The sequence below is a fragment of the Reichenbachiella sp. genome (genome assembly GCF_039944555.1).
Classification (GTDB): domain Bacteria; phylum Bacteroidota; class Bacteroidia; order Cytophagales; family Cyclobacteriaceae; genus Reichenbachiella.
In genome coordinates, this window is sequence record NZ_JBDUYN010000012.1 from 435559 (window position 1) to 453291 (window position 17733).

A 17733-nucleotide genomic window follows, 5' to 3' on the forward strand; every position below is an offset into this window, starting at 1 on the left:
AAATGACAATATTAATTACAGGGTCAAATGGCCTTTTAGGTCAAAAATTGGTCAAACTACTGCTCGACCAAGGTGTTGAAGTTGTGGCTACGAGTCGAGGTGCAAATCGAATTAACTATTTGTCCATGCCATTCGAATATTGTGAGATGGACATTACTGAAGAGGATGAGGTCAATAAGGTTATGGCGAAATATTCGCCTGATGTGGTGATTCATACTGCGGCTATGACCAATGTAGATCAGTGTGAAAAAGAGCAAGAGGAATGCAGATTACTGAATGTAACTGCCGTGAAGAATCTGGTAGAGGCTTGTGAAGTACAACAGTCATTTCTTATTCATCTCTCCACAGATTTTATTTTTGACGGTGAGGCAGGACCGTATAGTGAGGATGACAAAGCAAACCCGATTAGTTTTTATGGTCAAAGTAAACTGGATGCTGAACAATTGGTGAAAGCTGCCAGCTGCCACTGGGCAATTTTGCGGACCGTATTGGTGTATGGTATCACACCTGGGATGAGTCGTTCAAATATTATACTTTGGGTAAAAGAAAATCTGGAGAATGGCAAGCCATTAAATATTGTTGATGACCAATGGCGAACGCCCACGCTGGCTGAAGATTTGGCTATGGGTTGTTATTTAGCAGCTAAAAATAGAGCAACTGGAATTTTCAACATCTCTGGAGAGGAGATGCTCACTCCATATGATATGGCTATGAAAACGGCTTCATACTTCGATCTTGATGCATCATTAATTACGAAAGTGGATGCTAGTACCTTTTCCCAGCTCGCTAAGCGCCCGGCTAAAACAGGCTTCATCCTGGACAAAGCGAAAAAAGTATTAAACTATCAACCTCATACCTTTGAGGAAGGTATACGAATTCTTGATGCGCAGGTCAAGAGCCAGTAATCTCAACCTAAATTTTAGCATCACTGATATTAGGTTATTCATTCCGCAAGGCATTCACGGGGTTAGAGGTGGCAGCTTTAATGGCATGAAAACTCACAGTCAATTGAGATATGACCAAAGCTAGAACAGAGGCTGAAACAAAAGCAACCCAGGGCATTTCTACGTGATAGGCAAATCCTGACAACCATTCATCCAGGAAGTAGTAAGCGACCGGAATTGCGATTAAACAAGCCGCCAGTACAGGCTTGGTGAACTCAGTAGACAGGAGCATAATGATGGTTTTTATATTTGCACCAAGTACCTTTCTAATACCGATTTCTTTTATACGTTGCTCAGCAGTGAACATGGACAAGCCAATCAGTCCTAAACACGCAATAAACACGGCCAACCAGGTAAAACTTACAATGAGCGATGCGAAGTTCTCATCATTTTCATATTGACGCCCAAACTCTTCATTGAAGAAGGAATATTCAAAGGGATGGTTAGGGTTGATTTCGCTCCATACCTGCTCAACTTCCTGAAGTGTCACTTTTAGATTTTCCTGACGAATTTTTAAAGAAAGTACTCCATTACCTAATGAGGAAGGCTGATAAGGCAAAATCATGGGTTCTATATGGTGTCTCATATTGGCAAAATGAAAATTTTTGACGATGCCTATGACTGTTTTTTCATTTGGACCTTGGCTGATTTTCTTACCAATAGGGTCATCCCAACCTATGGCTTTTGAGGCTGCCTCATTCATTACTATTGCTGAAGCTGAGTCAGACTTGACCTCACGTGAATAATTTCTACCCTTAACTATTTCCATTCCCATCAGGTCAAAGTATTCGTCATTTATGCCCATGCTACTCACTATCCATACATCATCTTGATCAGCGCCTTCGGGTAGCATGCCTCTTCTTCCTACTCCTCGGCCAGGCATAGATCCCGAAAGACCCATTTTTTCAATGTTGGGATTTTGACCTAATCGGTTTCGTAGCCGCTCTCCACTTTCTCTAAGGCTTTGATCTCCTAAGTTGATGGAAAGAATCTGTTCATCATCGAATCCTTTGTCGGAAGACTTCAAATAATCCAGCTGATAGTAAACGGTGATCGTGCCAATAATCATGGCAATGGACGCCGTAAACTGGATTACCACTAAGACTTTTCTGAGCCAAACACCTGAAGTTCCGGTTTTGAAATTTCCTTTAAGAACTTTAAGAATTGAAAAACCAGATAACAGAAAAGCCGGGTAAAGTCCAGCGAGAATTCCCAATCCGAGCACTATCACTACCATCCAAACTATAGTTGCAAGGTCTGCGGTAAGATACACGAGTAGGTTTTGATTAATCCCAAAGTTTAAAAACGAGTTCATTAAAAATAGCCCTAGAAGGGATAAAATGAAGGAAAAAAGACATATCACGATCGATTCCGACAAAAACTGAACGGCCAGTTGTTGCTTATTGGCTCCCATTACTTTACGCATCCCTACTTCTTTAGCCCTGTTGGCAGAGCGAGCGGTAGACAAGTTCATAAAATTGAAAGCTGCTATTAGTACAACAAATAATCCTACAATAGCCAATGTGTATAGGTAATTGACATCTCCTTTATTGGCATTGAACACATCAAACAAAATCCCTGAGGAGCTCAAATGTGCTTCCTTGAGCGGTTGGAGTGTGACTTTGAAATTGTCCCCCACATTGTTCTGACGAATAATATCTTCCATTTTGGACTTTACTTCGTTTATATCTGCACTAGGGTTGAGCGAGACATATGAAACCATAGAAATGCTATTCCAACTATTGAGGTAGTTTACAGTATTGCTGTCGCTCTCGGCAGGCACCATCGACACCATTACATCAAATTCCATGGAAGTAAATAGTGGCGGGTCTTTCATGACTCCAACCACTTCGAGGTCGTCCGAATTGTTGATTCGAATAGTTTTCCCAATGGGATCGCTTTTTGAAAAAATCTTCTTCGCCATAGTTTCAGTAAGCACAGCTGTATTGGGCGCTTGAAGTGCAGTATGCCGGTGTCCGGCCACCAATTCGTAATCGAAAACTTTGAACAAACTAGGTTCTACATAAAGAAGGTTTTCAGCGTAAAGTGGTATTTTATTGTATTCCACTAGAGTTCGACCATTAGTGCTAATACGCACACTGTTTTCGACAGACGTCAGCTGGTCCTTCATGGTCTCACTTAAAGCAGGGAGCGTAATACCCACCAAGTTGCTCGTCACACCTAAAGCTTCGTCAATAGTCAGTACTCGATAGATGTTGTTAATATTGGTGTGGAACCTATCGAATGACAGTTCTTTTTTGATATATGTAAAAATGAGAAGGGCACAAAGGAAGCCGATCGAAAGCCCACCGATATTGATGAAAGCAGTAGACTTACTTTTGAATAGATTTCTTATTGCGAGTTTAAAATAATTTCTGACCATGGTAGTTGAGTTTTTCTAGTTTGAGATGTATTCAAGCTAGAAAAAGTTTTGCTTCAGATCAATGATTATTTGATGGGTGGTGAATGCCTGATTGCTGGTAGATCATTTAGATTTACCGGCACATTGTTGTAATTATTAAATCTTATCCACTGCACTGAGGTAAAGATTATATAAAAAATGCATGCCGGAGGCATGCATTTTTTATCATGTTAGAATAGGGTTGATTACTTGTTTATCTCTTTTACTACTTCTTCTGTAGTAAAAACGTGGCTCGCAATAAATCTAAAATTCGTCAAAGCAGCTTCATAGCCGTTGTATCCTGGGACTATGGCGGCTGCAGTTGCATCTTTTACCACAGCCACTTCGAACCCGCTCTCAACAAGATCCCTCATATGAGATTCTGTACAGAGATTGGCAGACATGCCAGCTAATATTACTTTATTAAAACCATGTTTTCTCAGCTGCAACGCTAAATCGTTCGACTCTGGTCCGTATACTTTGTGCGGACTGCTTACAATGACATTATCACCTTCTAAGTACTTTTTGTACTGGTCGAGCCAGTCTGCACCCGAACCTTCGAATCCTTCTGTAGTTAGTGCTCCGGTTCTTTCAAACATGTTGATTTTATGCATAAGTGCTTCTAAAGCACCTTCAAATTGCCAGGTGTGGTCATGTTTATAATAATAGTGAGGAGAAACAAATACGGTCATGTTTTTCTCCTTGGCAATTTTGAACAGCGTTTCAATATTATCCACTGTGTTATTAGCCGTTACACTTTCTCCTACCACACCCCAGGTCACGCCATCTGGGCTTAGAAAGTCATTCTGTGGATCTGTAATCACGATGGCTGTAGTAGCGTCTACAGTGAATCCCGGATCAGGTAGTTGTGCCAATACCCTTGACCAACCTGATACTAAAATTGTTGTTAATAGTATTAACCTTTTCATTTCATTAAGATTTAAATAGTGTATTAATTAATTTGATAAGGCAAAGATTGGGGATGTGTCAAGGGTTATGTTAGACAACAATTCCCGAGTAGTTGACAATTCTTCCCAGATCAACAATTTTCTTTGAACTCTGATGGCGAAACACCTTCCTGTTTCTTGAAAAACCTACTAAATGTTTGAATATCCTCATAGCCCATCTCATAAGCTATTTCCTGAATTTGCCTATCTGAGTAGCAAAGTAGCCGCCGAGCTTCGAGCATCTTTCTTTCCTGAATCAACCTTAGCGGGGTCTTAGACCCGATCTTTGAGAAAATATTAGAAATTGTCTTGGAGGATTTGTTCATCAGTTCTGCATATTCAGTTACTGTATGCTTGGTCTTAAAGTGACTTTCCACCAAAAAATTAAACTCACGAACAACATCTGAATCTGCGTTGATTTGTGGGAATGGTGCTTGAAGCTTATATAACCTGGTGCATAAAATGAGATATCTTTTGAGCATCATCTGGAGCATATCGATTTGCAGATGGTCGTTGGATTGCATTTCGATGGTAAACATCTTCCACAAGATTTCCAGTTTTTCTTCCTCTTCTTCAGGTATTTCGATTATCGGTAATTGCGAAGCGCCAAAAAATAAAATCCCTTTACACCCCACCTCTGCATCATGATCCAGGACGCAGTAAAAAGGTCTATTAAACCTCAGAAATCTTACGCGCCCAATCTGATTGATTTTAATCTGATGAAATTCGGTAAGGAATACAATCTGATTTCTTGAAAAACTACGTTTCTGACCGTCGATCACTAATTCGTTATGATTAGATTCAAACCATAATATGGACAGGCTACTTTCTACCGATTCTGTTAGTATTTCGCAATTCTCTTTCTCAACTGTTGCGAGGTTAAGGTATTCTTTAGTGTTTCCGGTGAATTCCATCTATTCTTATCCACAACAATGAATTAGGTATTTGATCTGTTCATATTAAATGACCAATTATTGCTCATTTAGGTTCCAATCATAATCCAAAAAGGAAGTTTTGGCTTTAGAGTCAATTTTCACCGAAGTGTAAGGATTTAGAAAGTCCACGAGAGTTCCATTCTTTCTAAAATCACCACCATACCAGCTAAATAGTTTGGAGAGTTCTAATCGATCAATGCTTATCTTGTTTTTACTGGTGTTTGCCAAAAAGCCTTTCGTTTGAGTCGTAAGCTGTGCATTCAATCTGGCTGGGTCGTAGGCTTCATTCAGAAGTTTAGGACACGAAACTGCCGCACACACCAAAGCAAAATGTATTCGCGGCTCTTCAAAATCCTTTCTGATTATTCCATGTTCTATGTTGTTTAGCGAAAGCTCTTCTCCATCTTTTACTTCAAAGCATTTTACATCCCATGGTGTATTCACAAATGGAATTTGAATGGATGATCCAATGTCCTTGATGCTTTTGATCGGATAATACTTCAAAACGAGCTGAATAGTGAGTGCATTATACACGTTGATCCAATATGCGAGTTTTTCATCGTCGTTCCAGTCACGACTTGGTGGTTCGAGCATCATTTCAACTAAATAGTCGTTTAGTATGTCGGTATCGTTTTTGAAGGCTTTGTAATTAACACCGCCTTTGTCATCCACGTGTTTTTTTAGCAAGAGATCAAAATCCTTGTGAGACGGTTGAGCTTTAGTAAGAGCCGATATGGCCAAAAGAAAAAGAAAGAATAGATATTTCATCAGCATAGAATTTATATTATGAACTCAACAAACAACGGATTGATAAAATTCCGCTAATCAAATTAATAATAAGAAAGCGTTTCTTTTTGCTAAAAAGAATAAATTTGAATTTAAACATCTAGTGCAAATCAATAGTCGATGCAAAATCTAAGTTTAATCCAGACCCTAGGTCAGAAGCTCTCTCCTCAGCAGATTCAGTTTATCAAGCTGCTGCAGGTGCCAACGGCCGAACTAGAAGCTCGGATCAAAGAGGAGCTGGAAGTAAACCCTGCATTAGAAGAAGGGAAGGAAGAAGCCGCAGAGGAGCAGGCGGAGGAGGCGACGGAAGAAGCCAATGACGAATTGGACATTGAGGATTATCTGAATGAGGATGATTACGCTGGGTATAAAATGCAAGGTGACGGCAATGGGCAGGAAGAAGAGAGAGAAATGCCCATCTCATCAGGGTCATCCTTACACGAGCAACTAATTGTGCAATTGGGATTTGAGAAGTTGGACGAGCGGCAAACAGTAATAGGATTACAGCTTATTGGTAGCATAGAAGCTGATGGATATATTCGCAGGAACCTGGAAGCCATCATGAATGATTTGGCCTTTTCTCAGAATATTGAATCTACGGAAGACGAACTTGAAGAGATTTTATATAAAATACAAACCTTTGATCCTCCTGGAATTGCAGCAAGAAATCTAAAAGAATGTTTGCTCATTCAATTAGAAAAACGTGAAGACCACTCAGAGGAAAATGAACTTGCGCACAAAATTGTTTCCAGCTGTTTTGATGAGTTCACGAAGAAACATTATGATAAAATACTGAAGAGACTTAATATCACAGATGAGCAGCTTAAATGTGCGGTCCATCTAATCACCAAACTCAATCCAAAGCCAGGAGGGATTACGGATGGATTGGTAAAGACTCAGTATTTGATGCCTGATTTTATTCTTACCAACAACGATGGCAAATTGGAGCTGACTCTGAACTCAAGAAATGCTCCTGAATTGAAAATAAGCAGGTCTTATGCAGACATGTTTCAGAGCTATCATAAAAGTGATAAAAAGGATAAGAAGCTCAAAGAGACCGTATCTTTTGTAAAGCAAAAATTAGATTCTGCTAAATGGTTTATTGATGCCATTCGACAACGACAGAATACCCTGCTTAACACTATGAATGCCATCATCAAGTATCAGTATGATTTCTTTTTGGAAGGGGACGAAAGTAAACTTCGCCCGATGATTTTAAAAGACATAGCAGAACTGATTAGCATGGATATATCCACAGTTTCAAGAGTTGCAAACAGTAAATCAATCCAAACGGAATTCGGAATATACCCCCTTAAGTATTTTTTCTCAGAAGGAATTGCCACAGATTCGGGAGAGGACGTAAGTAGTCGAGAGGTAAAACAAAAGCTAAAAAAACATATCGAGGAAGAGGACAAGTCCAAGCCCCTATCTGACGATAAATTGGAAAAACTATTGAAGGCAGATGGTTACAATATAGCTCGTAGAACTGTTGCTAAATACCGCGAGCAGCTAAATTTACCAGTGGCCAGATTGAGAAAAGAATTGTAGTGAGAGAGAGGGTAAATACAGTTATTTCTTACGTTTTTCATCCACTGCTGATGCCGTCAATGACTTTTCTGATCCTCTATTGGCTTCTGCCAGAATTGATTAAGCCCTTGACCTTAGTTACGTTGCCTTTTTTGTTTATTACAACTTTTTTAATACCTCTCTTGAGCATATCCATGTTGAAATTTTCAGGGTCTATTTCTAGCTTCAGATTGGAAAATAGAGAAGAACGGGTCATGCCCTTTTCATTCGTTTCTATCTTTTATGGTTTGACAACATACCTTTTTGTATTCAAAATTCAGGTAAACGACATCATAGCCTTACTTTTGATAGCCACAAGTATTCTTGTGATTTTACTCACCATTATTACCCTTTGGTTTAAAATCAGTATTCACGCTGCCAGTATTAGTGGAGTAGTTGGATTTTTTCTTTTTTTTGGTATCAAATTCCCAGAGAGCCAGACGCTTTATCCGCTACTGATTTTGCTGATATCGGCAGGGTTTGTGATGAGTGCACGTCTACAGCTTAATGCCCATACACCAAAAGAAATTTTGGTAGGTATGCTGACTGGTCTTGGAATTTGCTTCGCTACTCTGTATTGGTTTGTTTAGAGACCTGTAAGAGAGACACCAATTGTAGAGTACAGCATGTCCGAAGTACCAATCGGACCGCTTCCCGAAAACACATTGGTGAAGTAAGTTTTGTAGAAGAGGCTGAAACTCCTGTAACCAAGTTTGCCGTGGGCACCGAGTCTTATTCTGTTCAAACCGAAATCATTCTTTTGTTTGGTTTTCATTTTTTTGCCAAATTCGTCCGTGTATTTCAATTTTGTGTGTGATTCCAATCGAAAGGCAGCCGACCCGCCGACTGCAATGAAAATACCATCTTTTTTCTCATTGCCGTTGAAGTTAAACCGAACCTCTACTGGAATCTCCACATAATTCACGGCCAACTGGTTTTTCTTTAGGCTTCCTCCAAGCACTGTTGCAAATCCTAAAGTATCTGCTCCACTGGCGTCTTCACCATAAGCAAATACCTTCATGTTGTCAGAGTGGCCAAATTTTTCAAAATTAATTCCGATACCTGGCCGAAGCTCAAACTTCTTTGAAAACTCATAAGACTTTATAAAATACACACCGAGTGATTTAGATCTCCACCAGTGATAAGGCAGATTGGAAGGATTGTCAGTAACAGAATTGAATCCAAAATCGACCATTATCTGACCAGGTAGTTCAGGTGTTTTTTTCTTTACTTCTTCCGTTAGTTGAGCTTGTGCAAATAGACCTGTGTTCAGCAGGAGGCTAGCAAAAAGGGCAAAAATAATTTTCTTCATCATATTTCCGTCGAGCAGGATTCAAATTTTTTGACTGGCAAAGATAGATTAATTTTCAAATTAAAAACCGTGAGGTACAATTATCTCAATTTGCTATTTCACTATCTGCTTTATAATGAGGAATTGAGTAGGTCAAGTTGCCTGCACTTTTGAAATAGTTTTGAATTAATACTCTTTTGCACCTGTGTGAGATGCTTTTGATTATGAATATCAGATCCCAAAAAGCTCACTAGATTATATTTAATTAGCTCTCCGGCTAATCTTTTCGCTTCTTTCGAATAGTATCCAATAAGCGAACTGATATTAATTTGCAGCAGTGTACCATTGTCAACGAGTTTTTTTACCTCCTCAAAATCATTTTGAAGATAGGTATATCGTTCGGGATGTGCCAGAATAGGTTTCAGTCCATCGGATTGCAAAGAAAAGATAACATCGTCTAAAAAAGCGGGTTTGTTCATGAACGGGGTCTCAATCAAAATATAGTTATCACCAAATGTCAGTAATTCTTCATCTTGACCAAGTTTATTTCTGAAGTGCTCATCCACGAGATACTCAGCTCCACCTTCTATAGTTATAGGGAGGTTTTCATTTTTGATCAGTTGATTAAGTTTAACTACTCCTTCTCGAATTTGGTTAGGTGTATTAGGGTAGTAGGATTGAATGATATGAGGAGTAGTAACTACTTTTTTATAGCCTAATTCACTTAATTGTCTGAGAATATCAATGGCTTCTTCCCAGCTGTTCACACCATCATCTATCCCTGGTATCAGATGTGAATGCAGGTCTGTTTGTAAGAAGTTAGTCTTCGGTCTGTGCCAATTAAACACGATTCAAGTTAAATTATATTTAGAGTTTCATCAATCCTCATAATACCCATACCCATAGCCATACCCATAAGACCCTTTTCCGGTCTTCACACCATTCAACACCACCGACAAATGCTCGAACTTATTGTTTGAAATCAGGCTATGTACTGATTTGAGATATGATCTTTTGGAATAGTCGGCACGAACTACATAGACAGGAAGATCAGCTTTTTTCATTACCAATATTCCATCAGTAACTAATCCTACCGGTGGCGAATCAAGGAAGACCACATCATATTTCTTCCTCAACACTTCAAGGAATTCATCAAACTTAGGACTTAAAAGCAGCTCTGATGGGTTAGGAGGCATCGGTCCAGCGGAAATAAAGTGCAAATTGTCTAATTCTGATTCCTGGATGCAATCCTCTATTTTTTCTTTGCCAATCAATATGGTGCTCATACCTTTTTGTACCCTTTCAGACTCAAAAGCAATATGAACTTTTGGCTTTCTCATATCGAGATCCACCACTACAACTTTTTGGCCTGCATAGGCAAAGACAGCACCCAGATTAACTGCAATAAAAGTTTTGCCCTCACCACTCACTGTGGAAGTGACAGAGATGAGCTGATTTTTGCCCGTTGCAGCAATGAACTCCATGTTGGTACGAATTGACCTCAACGATTCACTAATAGATGATTTGGGGTTGTTTGTGACAATCAGCTTAGAATTGGAAAGCTTTTCCTGTTTGTAGTGAGGTATAAGGCCAAGTATCGGGGCGTGCATAATTTTTTCAAGCTCCTTTTGGCTTGTGATTTTATCGTGCAATAGAAATTGAATGGCCATAAAAAGGACACTGATCATCAGTCCAGCTACTAGCCCAATTCCATAAATCAATATTTTTCGAGGGTGAATGGGTATGTTGGAAACAGAAGCAGGAGACAAGATGACAAAATTTGTAACTGTACCAGCTCGTGCGATTTCTAATTCTATTTTGCTTTGAATAAGAGAGAAGTAAAACTCTTCTTGGAGTGTATACAGCCTTCTATTTTTGTTGTAGGACGTGCCCATAGACGGTAGCTCTACGAAATTGTCTTCAAGTATTGTTCTTTTCTTATTGAGTTCTTCAAGGTCTTGAATCAGATTATTTTTGTAGGCAATTAGCCTTGAGGTTGCCGAGTTTTTTGCAATTTCGATTTGTTGATCGAGTTGCTTGATAACCTGAGTATTTTCATTATAAGAGTTGAGTTTGAGATTCCGATCACTTACTAGCTTATTATAATTATTTATAAGCTCTGCAATTCTGGTAGGTATTTTAAAAACACTTACAGGTTTGCCGTTATTGAAGTTTTCTCCAATCATGTCAATCTCGGATAAGTGATCTCGCATATTGTAGCGTTGGGAGTCTAATTCATTGAGGAGTGCAATGGTTTTGGTCAGATCTCCGGAAAGGTCTGTGGTTCTATTTTGAATTGTAAATTTTTCAAAATATTCTTCATATTCCACCAATTCTTTGGTGGTTTTGGCCATTTGAGTTTCGAGAAAATCGATTTTTTGCTCAACAGCCTGATTTTTAGCATTTTTTGTGAAAGCTAAATATATGGTATCAATGGCTTCAAGTAGGTTTCTGGCTTTTATTTGGTTAAAATCTGACAGGGAAATCTTGATGGTATTAGCATTAAAGTTTACTGGCTCAACAGTAACATGAGATTCTAAATAGTTAATAAGTGAGGCTTTACTGTTGAGGATAAAGTAAAAGTCAACCAGGCTTTTTTGATCTTCAAAATGACTTGTTTTTTCCAAGGTGAAGGTGAAATCGTTGGTTACTATCGTGCTTCCAAATTGCTGCTTATCACCCACCTTACCGCCAAGTGCCAGGCAGGATAAGTAAAACTCAGAATCGTTGAGTATTTCAACGTCGAATCTATTGTCCAACAAATTTGGGTTCTTAAGGACATATTCTACTTTGAAAGGAGAATTACCATATCGTTCGTCAACCAAATGACTTCTTCCCGGATGGTAATACGAGATATCCATCCCAACCGCATCCACAACCTTGCTGAAGAAAAGGCGAGATCTGAGAATTTCAATTTCTCCGGCTAGTCCCTTAATGTCCTGCTCCAAAGGGTTCTGAAGTCCGAGTAAGTTTGCCTCATTTTTTATATCAAGTTTCAATATGGAATGAGCACTATATATAGGCTTGGTATACCTGATATACAAAAATGCAGAGCTGATGGTGGCTAGTATAATGCCAAGTACCCAAGGCCAACCTGAGACAAATACTTGTCTTAATTTTTCGAAGTCAAAGTCATTTAATATATCATCTGAATCATCAAAGCGATGATGCGGAGAATCTTGTGGTATGTGGACGTTTCTTGGATTCAACGACTATAAATTTTGTAGCACTAACACCAGAGCCAAAGAACTACTGATCAAACTTAAGATTGGGGCAATGTCCTTTGTTGCTTCAAAGAAGGGTCTTCTCCAGGGTTCGATATAGATGACATCTCCAGGTTCAATAGCCAGCATCGATTGCTTCATCCCAGCTATGGTAGATAAATTGATTTGGTATATCTCGGGATTAGCGAGGTTGCCTCTGATTACTTTAATGTTCTGTGTTTTTGACCCCATATCCAATCCTCCTGCCAGAGCAAGCACTTCCACCAAGGATACGTTTTCATTTATTAGCGGTATGATTTGCCCTCCGTTTGTTGTTGCGCCCAGCACAATTACTCGTTTATTGTTAAACTGCAGTTTAACAAATGACTGCTTATAGAATTCATTGTATTTCTCTTGAAGAATTAGCTCCGCCTGATCGAGGGTAAGACTGTCTAGCTTAATCTGTCCGATAATTGGAAATTTCGCCGTTCCGTCTGTCTTCACCAGATAATTAAACTGAAGCCTGTTTTGCAAGCCTTGTCTATTCTGTTGAAGCTCACTGTTTGGGTCAACTATTCTTTCCCCATCATTAGTAAATACTTCGAGAGATAGCACGTCATCAATTTGAATAACGTAATTTCTCTCAGCTTGGCTTACCGCAATCGACAAGTCCTGTTCAGTAAAATTATCATCTAATTTGAACATAATATCCTGCTTATAGGCTTTGCAGCTACTTAGCAAGATTATTATTGCAATAGGAAAAATAAGAGATTTAAATCTTTTCACTATGACTAGTTTCGGCAGAATTCCATTCAAACGGTAATATAAAACAGAACAAATTTATTCATAGGATATTTGATTCATAATATTTGATGCATGTTTTAAATATCGATCTATCACTATCTGCTCGTCAAATTTAGTTTCAACCATGTGTCTTCCATTTCTTCCCCATAGCTCTAGTTCATTATCTGGCATCTCCCATATTATCATCATTTTATGTGCTAGATCAGCAGAGTTTTGTGCCTGACAAAGAAGGCCTGTTTCACCATCAATAACCACCTCTCTACAACCTGGAACATCGGTGGTGATTATTGGTTTGGCCATAGCCGCAGCTTCCAACAAAGTTCTTGGAGTACCCTCACCATAAGACGGTAAGACTACACAAGCAGAGTTTTCAATATAGGGCTTCACGTCATCTGTCTCTCCTAAATATTCAATGATGTTCGAATTTGTAGCGGAGTCTATGGTTTCTTTCGATATTCCACGTGAGTGCGAAGAGTCCAGCTTACCTAGCAACTGAAATTTAGCGTCTGGAAATTTGTTACGCGTCATTTTCGCCGCCTCCAGAAATTCCAACACACCTTTTTCGATAATAAGCCTTGAGATCATAAGAAAGGTCTTCCCTTGATTAAGCTTATAAGCCGTTGGTTGAAAGGAGTCCAAATTAATACCTGAGCCCGGCAAAAGATCTGTTTCAAGCTGCGGTATGCTTATTTCTGATAGAAATTTTTGCCTATCATCATTATTTTGAAAGAAAACGAGTTGCGCATACGAAAAGGACCATCTGTAAAGCCATTTGGCTATCGTGGAAGAAATTCCTTTTGATAAAAAAACAGTACCTAGCCCACTTACATTATTAATAACAGGAATTCGGGTAGATCGGGCAGCAAGTGAGCCGTAAATATTTGGTTTTACTGTGAAGTTGAATATAATGTCGGGTCGATACTGGCGGTAAATTTTCCTTAATTGTAGGAATAGTAAGAAATCTTTTATTGGATTAGTACCTGTGTTTTCTACTTGAATAGGAACAAAAGTACAGCCTGCTTCTTCCAACTTTACTGAGAATCTGTCCTCTGGGGCAATTGCAATTACTTCGTTTCCACCGAGTATTAGCTCACGTATGAGCCCCATTCTAAAATTATATACGTTCCAGGATGTGTTAATTGTAATTGCTACCTTCATGAACCCATGCTCGTCTTTTACCGTATTTGTGTCCAAATATATTTAGCCTGACTATTACAAAAGTCTTTCAATCGACGAATATTCTATTTTCATTGATAGAAATCCTAATAATTGAACAATTTTGCATAAATCTGATTGAATGGGAGATTACTACGAAACTAAGAAGGAGATTGAAAAAGCAGTACTTGTTGCACTATCACCTAAAAGACAAGCTGCTGAAAAAACTGAGGAGTATTTGGATGAACTCAAGTTTTTGGCTGAAACTTTGGGCATTGAGACGATGAAATCTTTTATTCAAAAGCTTGACAAACCAGATATCAGAACGTTCGTTGGCAAAGGAAAATTAGAAGAGATTATCACCTTTGTCAAAGATCAACAAATTGATGTTGTCGTATTCGATGACGATTTGTCCCCCTCTCAACTTCGAAATTTAGAAAAGGAGCTAGAGGTTAAAACTTACGACCGAAGTTTATTAATACTTGATATTTTTCTGAAGCGGGCGCAAACCTCACAAGCCAAAACACAAGTTGAATTAGCTCGGTATCAATACCTCATGCCACGACTTACAAGAATGTGGACTCATTTGGAACGACAAAGAGGAGGAACCGGGACACGAGGTGGAGCAGGAGAAAAAGAAATTGAGACGGATAGGAGGATGATTCGTGATCAAATTTCAGTCTTAAAAAAGAAACTGGAAAAAATTGATAAGCAAGGGGAGACGAGAAGAAAATCAAGGTCGAATGTAGTACGCGTTTCACTGGTTGGATATACCAACGTAGGCAAGTCGACCATTATGAATATGCTATCTAAGGGAGATATCTATGCCAAAGATGAACTATTTGCGACAGTAGATTCTACCGTCAGAAAAGTCGTGATCAATACAGTTCCATTTCTTCTTTCGGATACTGTTGGCTTTATCAGAAAGCTGCCACATAACTTGATTGAATCTTTCAAGTCAACTTTGGACGAGGTACGAGAAGCCGATATTTTGCTGCACGTGGTGGACATATCCCACCCTTCTTTTGAAGAGCAAATGGAGGTTGTGAACGACACATTGCAAGAACTAGGTGCTTCAGATAAAGAAATGATCGTTGTCTATAACAAAATTGATCAACTAACCACTCCGGATGAAGCAGAAAAATTTGATTTTGTATCAGGCATTGACACTACCTCAAAAAATAAGACTAACATATTTATTTCAGCAGTGAAGAAAACAAATACCGCTGAGTTCAGGAGAGTGATTTTTGAAAAAGTCAAAAATCACCATTTAAAGATCTATCCTAATTATCTGACTCCTGAATACTATTAATAATCCTTTACGCAGCGACAACTATTCATATTCCTGGCGCTGATAACATCATGAGCTACTTCATCATAATCGGCATAAAGTGAGATTAATCCAGCAGATCTTTTGGCACCGATCTCTGCATCCCAAAGGTGAGCAGTTTTGCCAATATCGCTAAACTGTCCCTCTACGTTAGAAAACCCTGCCATAAGTATGTTGAGGTTGCTTACGCCTCCCTCTTTTAGTTCTTTCGCTGCGGTTTTATATCCTCCGTAATTAAGCATTATTTCCTGCCACTCAAGTTGAGTGGATAGGTGCCAACCATCCGGACATGAAGATTTTGCTTCTACCCAATTATATAGCCTTCCGAACTTGCCGCAATACGCCGGATAGTTTTTGTAGCATACGGAAGCTTCAGTTTCGTAATTTAAGTTTTCTGCCATCCATTCTCTTTCGATGAAAATACCACCTTCCAACTCAATTTTTAATTTGGTTGTCTTATATGTTTTTCCATCCCTGGGATCTGTAAAAGACCCCATTTCCTGGGCAAAAACGCTGAAAGAAAGTGAAAATATGATTAATAGAGTAAATATTCTTTTCATGTTCGATTTATTAAGGTTTAATCGAGGATTCATTATTAATTACTGAAAATAATACAAAAATTGGGTACATCCTTCCAAAAATATAAAATTTCTATGATTCGACCTCATTTTGCAAATCTTAAACATTGTATTAAATTTAGGTAATATCCACGCCAAATGGAATTATCTGCTAATGAGGAAGTTATAATTTATTTTAAAATTACAAGCCCTAACTTTAAGAATAAATTCAAAAACAATGACACAAGGAAACGGTTCTCCATACAAAGCATTCGCTTATTTGCTAACCGTAACGGTAAGTTTGATTTTGATACACATAAGTGAAGTAATCACGGCACATTATCATCAAGAGGAAATTAGAACCATAGAAAGCACCAAATCTAAAGCTTTTCAAAAAAAGTCAAAGCGTAAGAAGGAGTCACCAAATAAGGGATTGGAAAAGAAAAATGCAGATACCCTCACTTCAAAATCAAATGTGAAGGATACCATAGCCGATACAATTATACCGAGTGATTCTGAATTTTTTACAGACTTAATAGAATCATATGATGCTCGAAGGGTATCAGAAAATGAATTCGAATCAAGGGCAGATGTAGTGATTAGGTATTACAAAAAGAATAAAGATAAAGATCGAGTCTATAAGCTGCGAGACCTTGGCTTTTATATTCATGAGCGACCTGCCGAGAGCGATTTCGACGGTTATGAATCAAATGCGATTTTTTATGGAGATTCAGTTAAAAGAGAAGATTTGATGCTTATTGCATACAAATTGATAGATAATGGCCTGACACTTCAAAGCATTACTTTGTCCAAATTTCATGATGCCTGGAAGGCTCATTCGGTAGAGATTGGCACGGACACTACAGCTCTTATGGATCCTCCATATAACTTAGCTATGCTTAGGAAAAAATGGGAGGATATGTAGCTTTGCAATATGCAAAGAAGGTCGCACATTCAGTTGCTCATTGATGCTCTTAAACTAAGCAGGTTCAACAACCTGATTATTATTTTTCTTACCCAGTACGCAGGAGCAATATTTCTTTTCAATCCCGACCAGCCACTGATATTTGTATTGGGGGACTTGCGATTTTTTATTCTTGTCGTAAGTACTGTCGTAATAGCTGCCGCTGGTTATTACATCAACGATTATTATGACATTAAAATCGACCTGATTAATAAGCCTGATCGAGTGATAGTGGGTAATACTATAAAAAGACGCCCTGTCATGATTGCTCACACCACGCTCAATGCCATCGGTATTTTGCTAGGAGCGCTGATTTCACTCTGGATTGGAATTATTCACCTGGTATGCGCTTTTCTTCTCTGGTGGTACTCAAATCAATTGAAGAGATGGCCTTTTGTGGGGAATTTTGTAGTGGCTTTGCTTACAGGGACTACACTTTTGGTATTGCTTGCATTTTACCGTTCGATGAACTTGCTTGTAGTGACCTATGCATTTTTTGCTTTTGGCATTACTCTAATTCGAGAAATTATCAAAGATATTGAAGATGTAGAAGGAGACGCTAGCTATGGTGGTCAGACCCTGCCCGTAATCTTCGGCGTACGCCGTACTAAAGTGATTTTATTTGTAATTATTGCATTGATCATATCCTCCCTAGTTATTTTCCTTTTGAAAGTTCAAAATCAATATCTGCTTTATTATTTCGGAACCTTGGCAATTCCCTTTTTTTACTTTCTAATAAGATTATTAAGAGCAGATACTAAAAAACACTTTGCTTATCTCAGCAGCTACTGCAAATGGCTTATCATTGCAGGTATATTGAGTATGGTGTTTCTAAAATTTTAAGTATTCA

16 protein-coding genes are annotated in these 17733 nt (G+C 38.6%); 6 read left to right on the forward strand and 10 right to left on the reverse strand.

Translation table 11 applies throughout. The features are described 5' to 3' along the window. Nucleotides 1-2: 2 nt before the first annotated feature. Nucleotides 3-905: an SDR family oxidoreductase gene (locus tag ABJD64_RS19445; protein WP_348180584.1), complete on the forward strand. Its 903-nt coding sequence runs from the start codon at nt 3-5 to the stop codon at nt 903-905. Nucleotides 906-939: 34 nt separating this feature from the next. On the opposite strand, the gene ABJD64_RS19450 is transcribed toward ABJD64_RS19445, so the two are convergent. The 4 genes from ABJD64_RS19450 to ABJD64_RS19465 form a co-directional block, all read right to left on the reverse strand. Beyond that, nucleotides 940-3327 (reverse strand): ABC transporter permease, encoded by a 2388-nt coding sequence (locus ABJD64_RS19450; protein WP_348180583.1) that lies wholly within the window; start codon nt 3325-3327, stop codon nt 940-942. Between the two features lie 224 nt (nt 3328-3551). Next, on the reverse strand, nt 3552-4274 hold the full coding sequence (locus ABJD64_RS19455) for a cysteine hydrolase (RefSeq protein WP_348180582.1): 723 nt from the start codon (nt 4272-4274) through the stop codon (nt 3552-3554). A 110-nt stretch (nt 4275-4384) separates the two neighbouring features. Then, entirely contained in the window at nt 4385-5206 is an 822-nt protein-coding gene (locus ABJD64_RS19460) for a helix-turn-helix transcriptional regulator (protein WP_348180581.1), read from the reverse strand. A gap of 57 nt (nt 5207-5263) precedes the next feature. Further along, the gene (locus tag ABJD64_RS19465) at nt 5264-5995 is read right to left on the reverse strand and encodes a DUF547 domain-containing protein (RefSeq protein WP_348180580.1); all 732 of its coding nucleotides are present in this window, start codon (nt 5993-5995) and stop codon (nt 5264-5266) included. 138 nt (nt 5996-6133) lie between these two features. On the opposite strand from ABJD64_RS19465, the gene rpoN reads away from it, so the two are divergent. Further along, complete coding sequence (rpoN, locus tag ABJD64_RS19470; RefSeq protein WP_348180579.1) at nt 6134-7561, forward strand: RNA polymerase factor sigma-54; 1428 nt, start codon at nt 6134-6136, stop codon at nt 7559-7561. Between the two features lie 173 nt (nt 7562-7734). Next, a complete protein-coding gene (locus ABJD64_RS19475) occupies nt 7735-8169 on the forward strand; it encodes a phosphatase PAP2 family protein (RefSeq protein ID WP_348180578.1) in 435 nt (144 codons plus the stop codon). Here the strand turns inward: ABJD64_RS19475 and ABJD64_RS19480 are convergent. The 5 genes from ABJD64_RS19480 to ABJD64_RS19500 all read right to left on the reverse strand — a co-directional run bounded on the left by ABJD64_RS19480 (nt 8166) and on the right by ABJD64_RS19500 (nt 14035). Continuing rightward, nucleotides 8166-8894, reverse strand: coding sequence for an outer membrane beta-barrel protein (locus ABJD64_RS19480; RefSeq protein ID WP_348180577.1), 729 nt, complete (start codon nt 8892-8894; stop codon nt 8166-8168). The genes ABJD64_RS19475 and ABJD64_RS19480 overlap by 4 nt on opposite strands. 107 nt (nt 8895-9001) lie before the next feature. Further along, nucleotides 9002-9718, reverse strand: a complete 717-nt coding sequence (locus tag ABJD64_RS19485) for a CpsB/CapC family capsule biosynthesis tyrosine phosphatase (protein WP_348180576.1) — start codon at nt 9716-9718, stop codon at nt 9002-9004. 30 nt (nt 9719-9748) lie between these two features. Further along, nucleotides 9749-12079 (reverse strand): polysaccharide biosynthesis tyrosine autokinase, encoded by a 2331-nt coding sequence (locus ABJD64_RS19490; protein ID WP_348180575.1) that lies wholly within the window; start codon nt 12077-12079, stop codon nt 9749-9751. Between the two features lie 3 nt (nt 12080-12082). Further along, entirely contained in the window at nt 12083-12778 is a 696-nt protein-coding gene (locus tag ABJD64_RS19495) for a polysaccharide biosynthesis/export family protein (RefSeq protein ID WP_348180574.1), read from the reverse strand. Nucleotides 12779-12913: 135 nt separating this feature from the next. Further along, on the reverse strand, nt 12914-14035 hold the full coding sequence (locus tag ABJD64_RS19500; protein ID WP_348180573.1) for a glycosyltransferase family 4 protein: 1122 nt from the start codon (nt 14033-14035) through the stop codon (nt 12914-12916). A 139-nt stretch (nt 14036-14174) separates the two neighbouring features. Here ABJD64_RS19500 and hflX point away from each other — a divergent pair, with 139 nt between their 5' ends. Then, complete coding sequence (hflX, locus tag ABJD64_RS19505; RefSeq protein WP_348180572.1) at nt 14175-15344, forward strand: GTPase HflX; 1170 nt, start codon at nt 14175-14177, stop codon at nt 15342-15344. On the opposite strand, the gene ABJD64_RS19510 is transcribed toward hflX, so the two are convergent. Next, nucleotides 15341-15922 carry an FISUMP domain-containing protein gene (locus tag ABJD64_RS19510; protein ID WP_348180571.1) on the reverse strand — a complete coding sequence of 194 codons (582 nt, stop codon included), beginning with the start codon at nt 15920-15922 and terminating at the stop codon, nt 15341-15343. The two genes, hflX and ABJD64_RS19510, sit on opposite strands and share 4 nt — an antisense overlap. Nucleotides 15923-16157: 235 nt before the next feature. On the opposite strand from ABJD64_RS19510, the gene ABJD64_RS19515 reads away from it, so the two are divergent. Together ABJD64_RS19515 and ABJD64_RS19520 are read left to right on the forward strand one after the other, a co-directional pair. Then, nucleotides 16158-16844, forward strand: a complete 687-nt coding sequence (locus ABJD64_RS19515) for a hypothetical protein (protein ID WP_348180570.1) — start codon at nt 16158-16160, stop codon at nt 16842-16844. Between the two features lie 9 nt (nt 16845-16853). Next, entirely contained in the window at nt 16854-17726 is an 873-nt protein-coding gene (locus tag ABJD64_RS19520) for a geranylgeranylglycerol-phosphate geranylgeranyltransferase (protein ID WP_348180569.1), read from the forward strand. Nucleotides 17727-17733 lie beyond the last annotated feature (7 nt).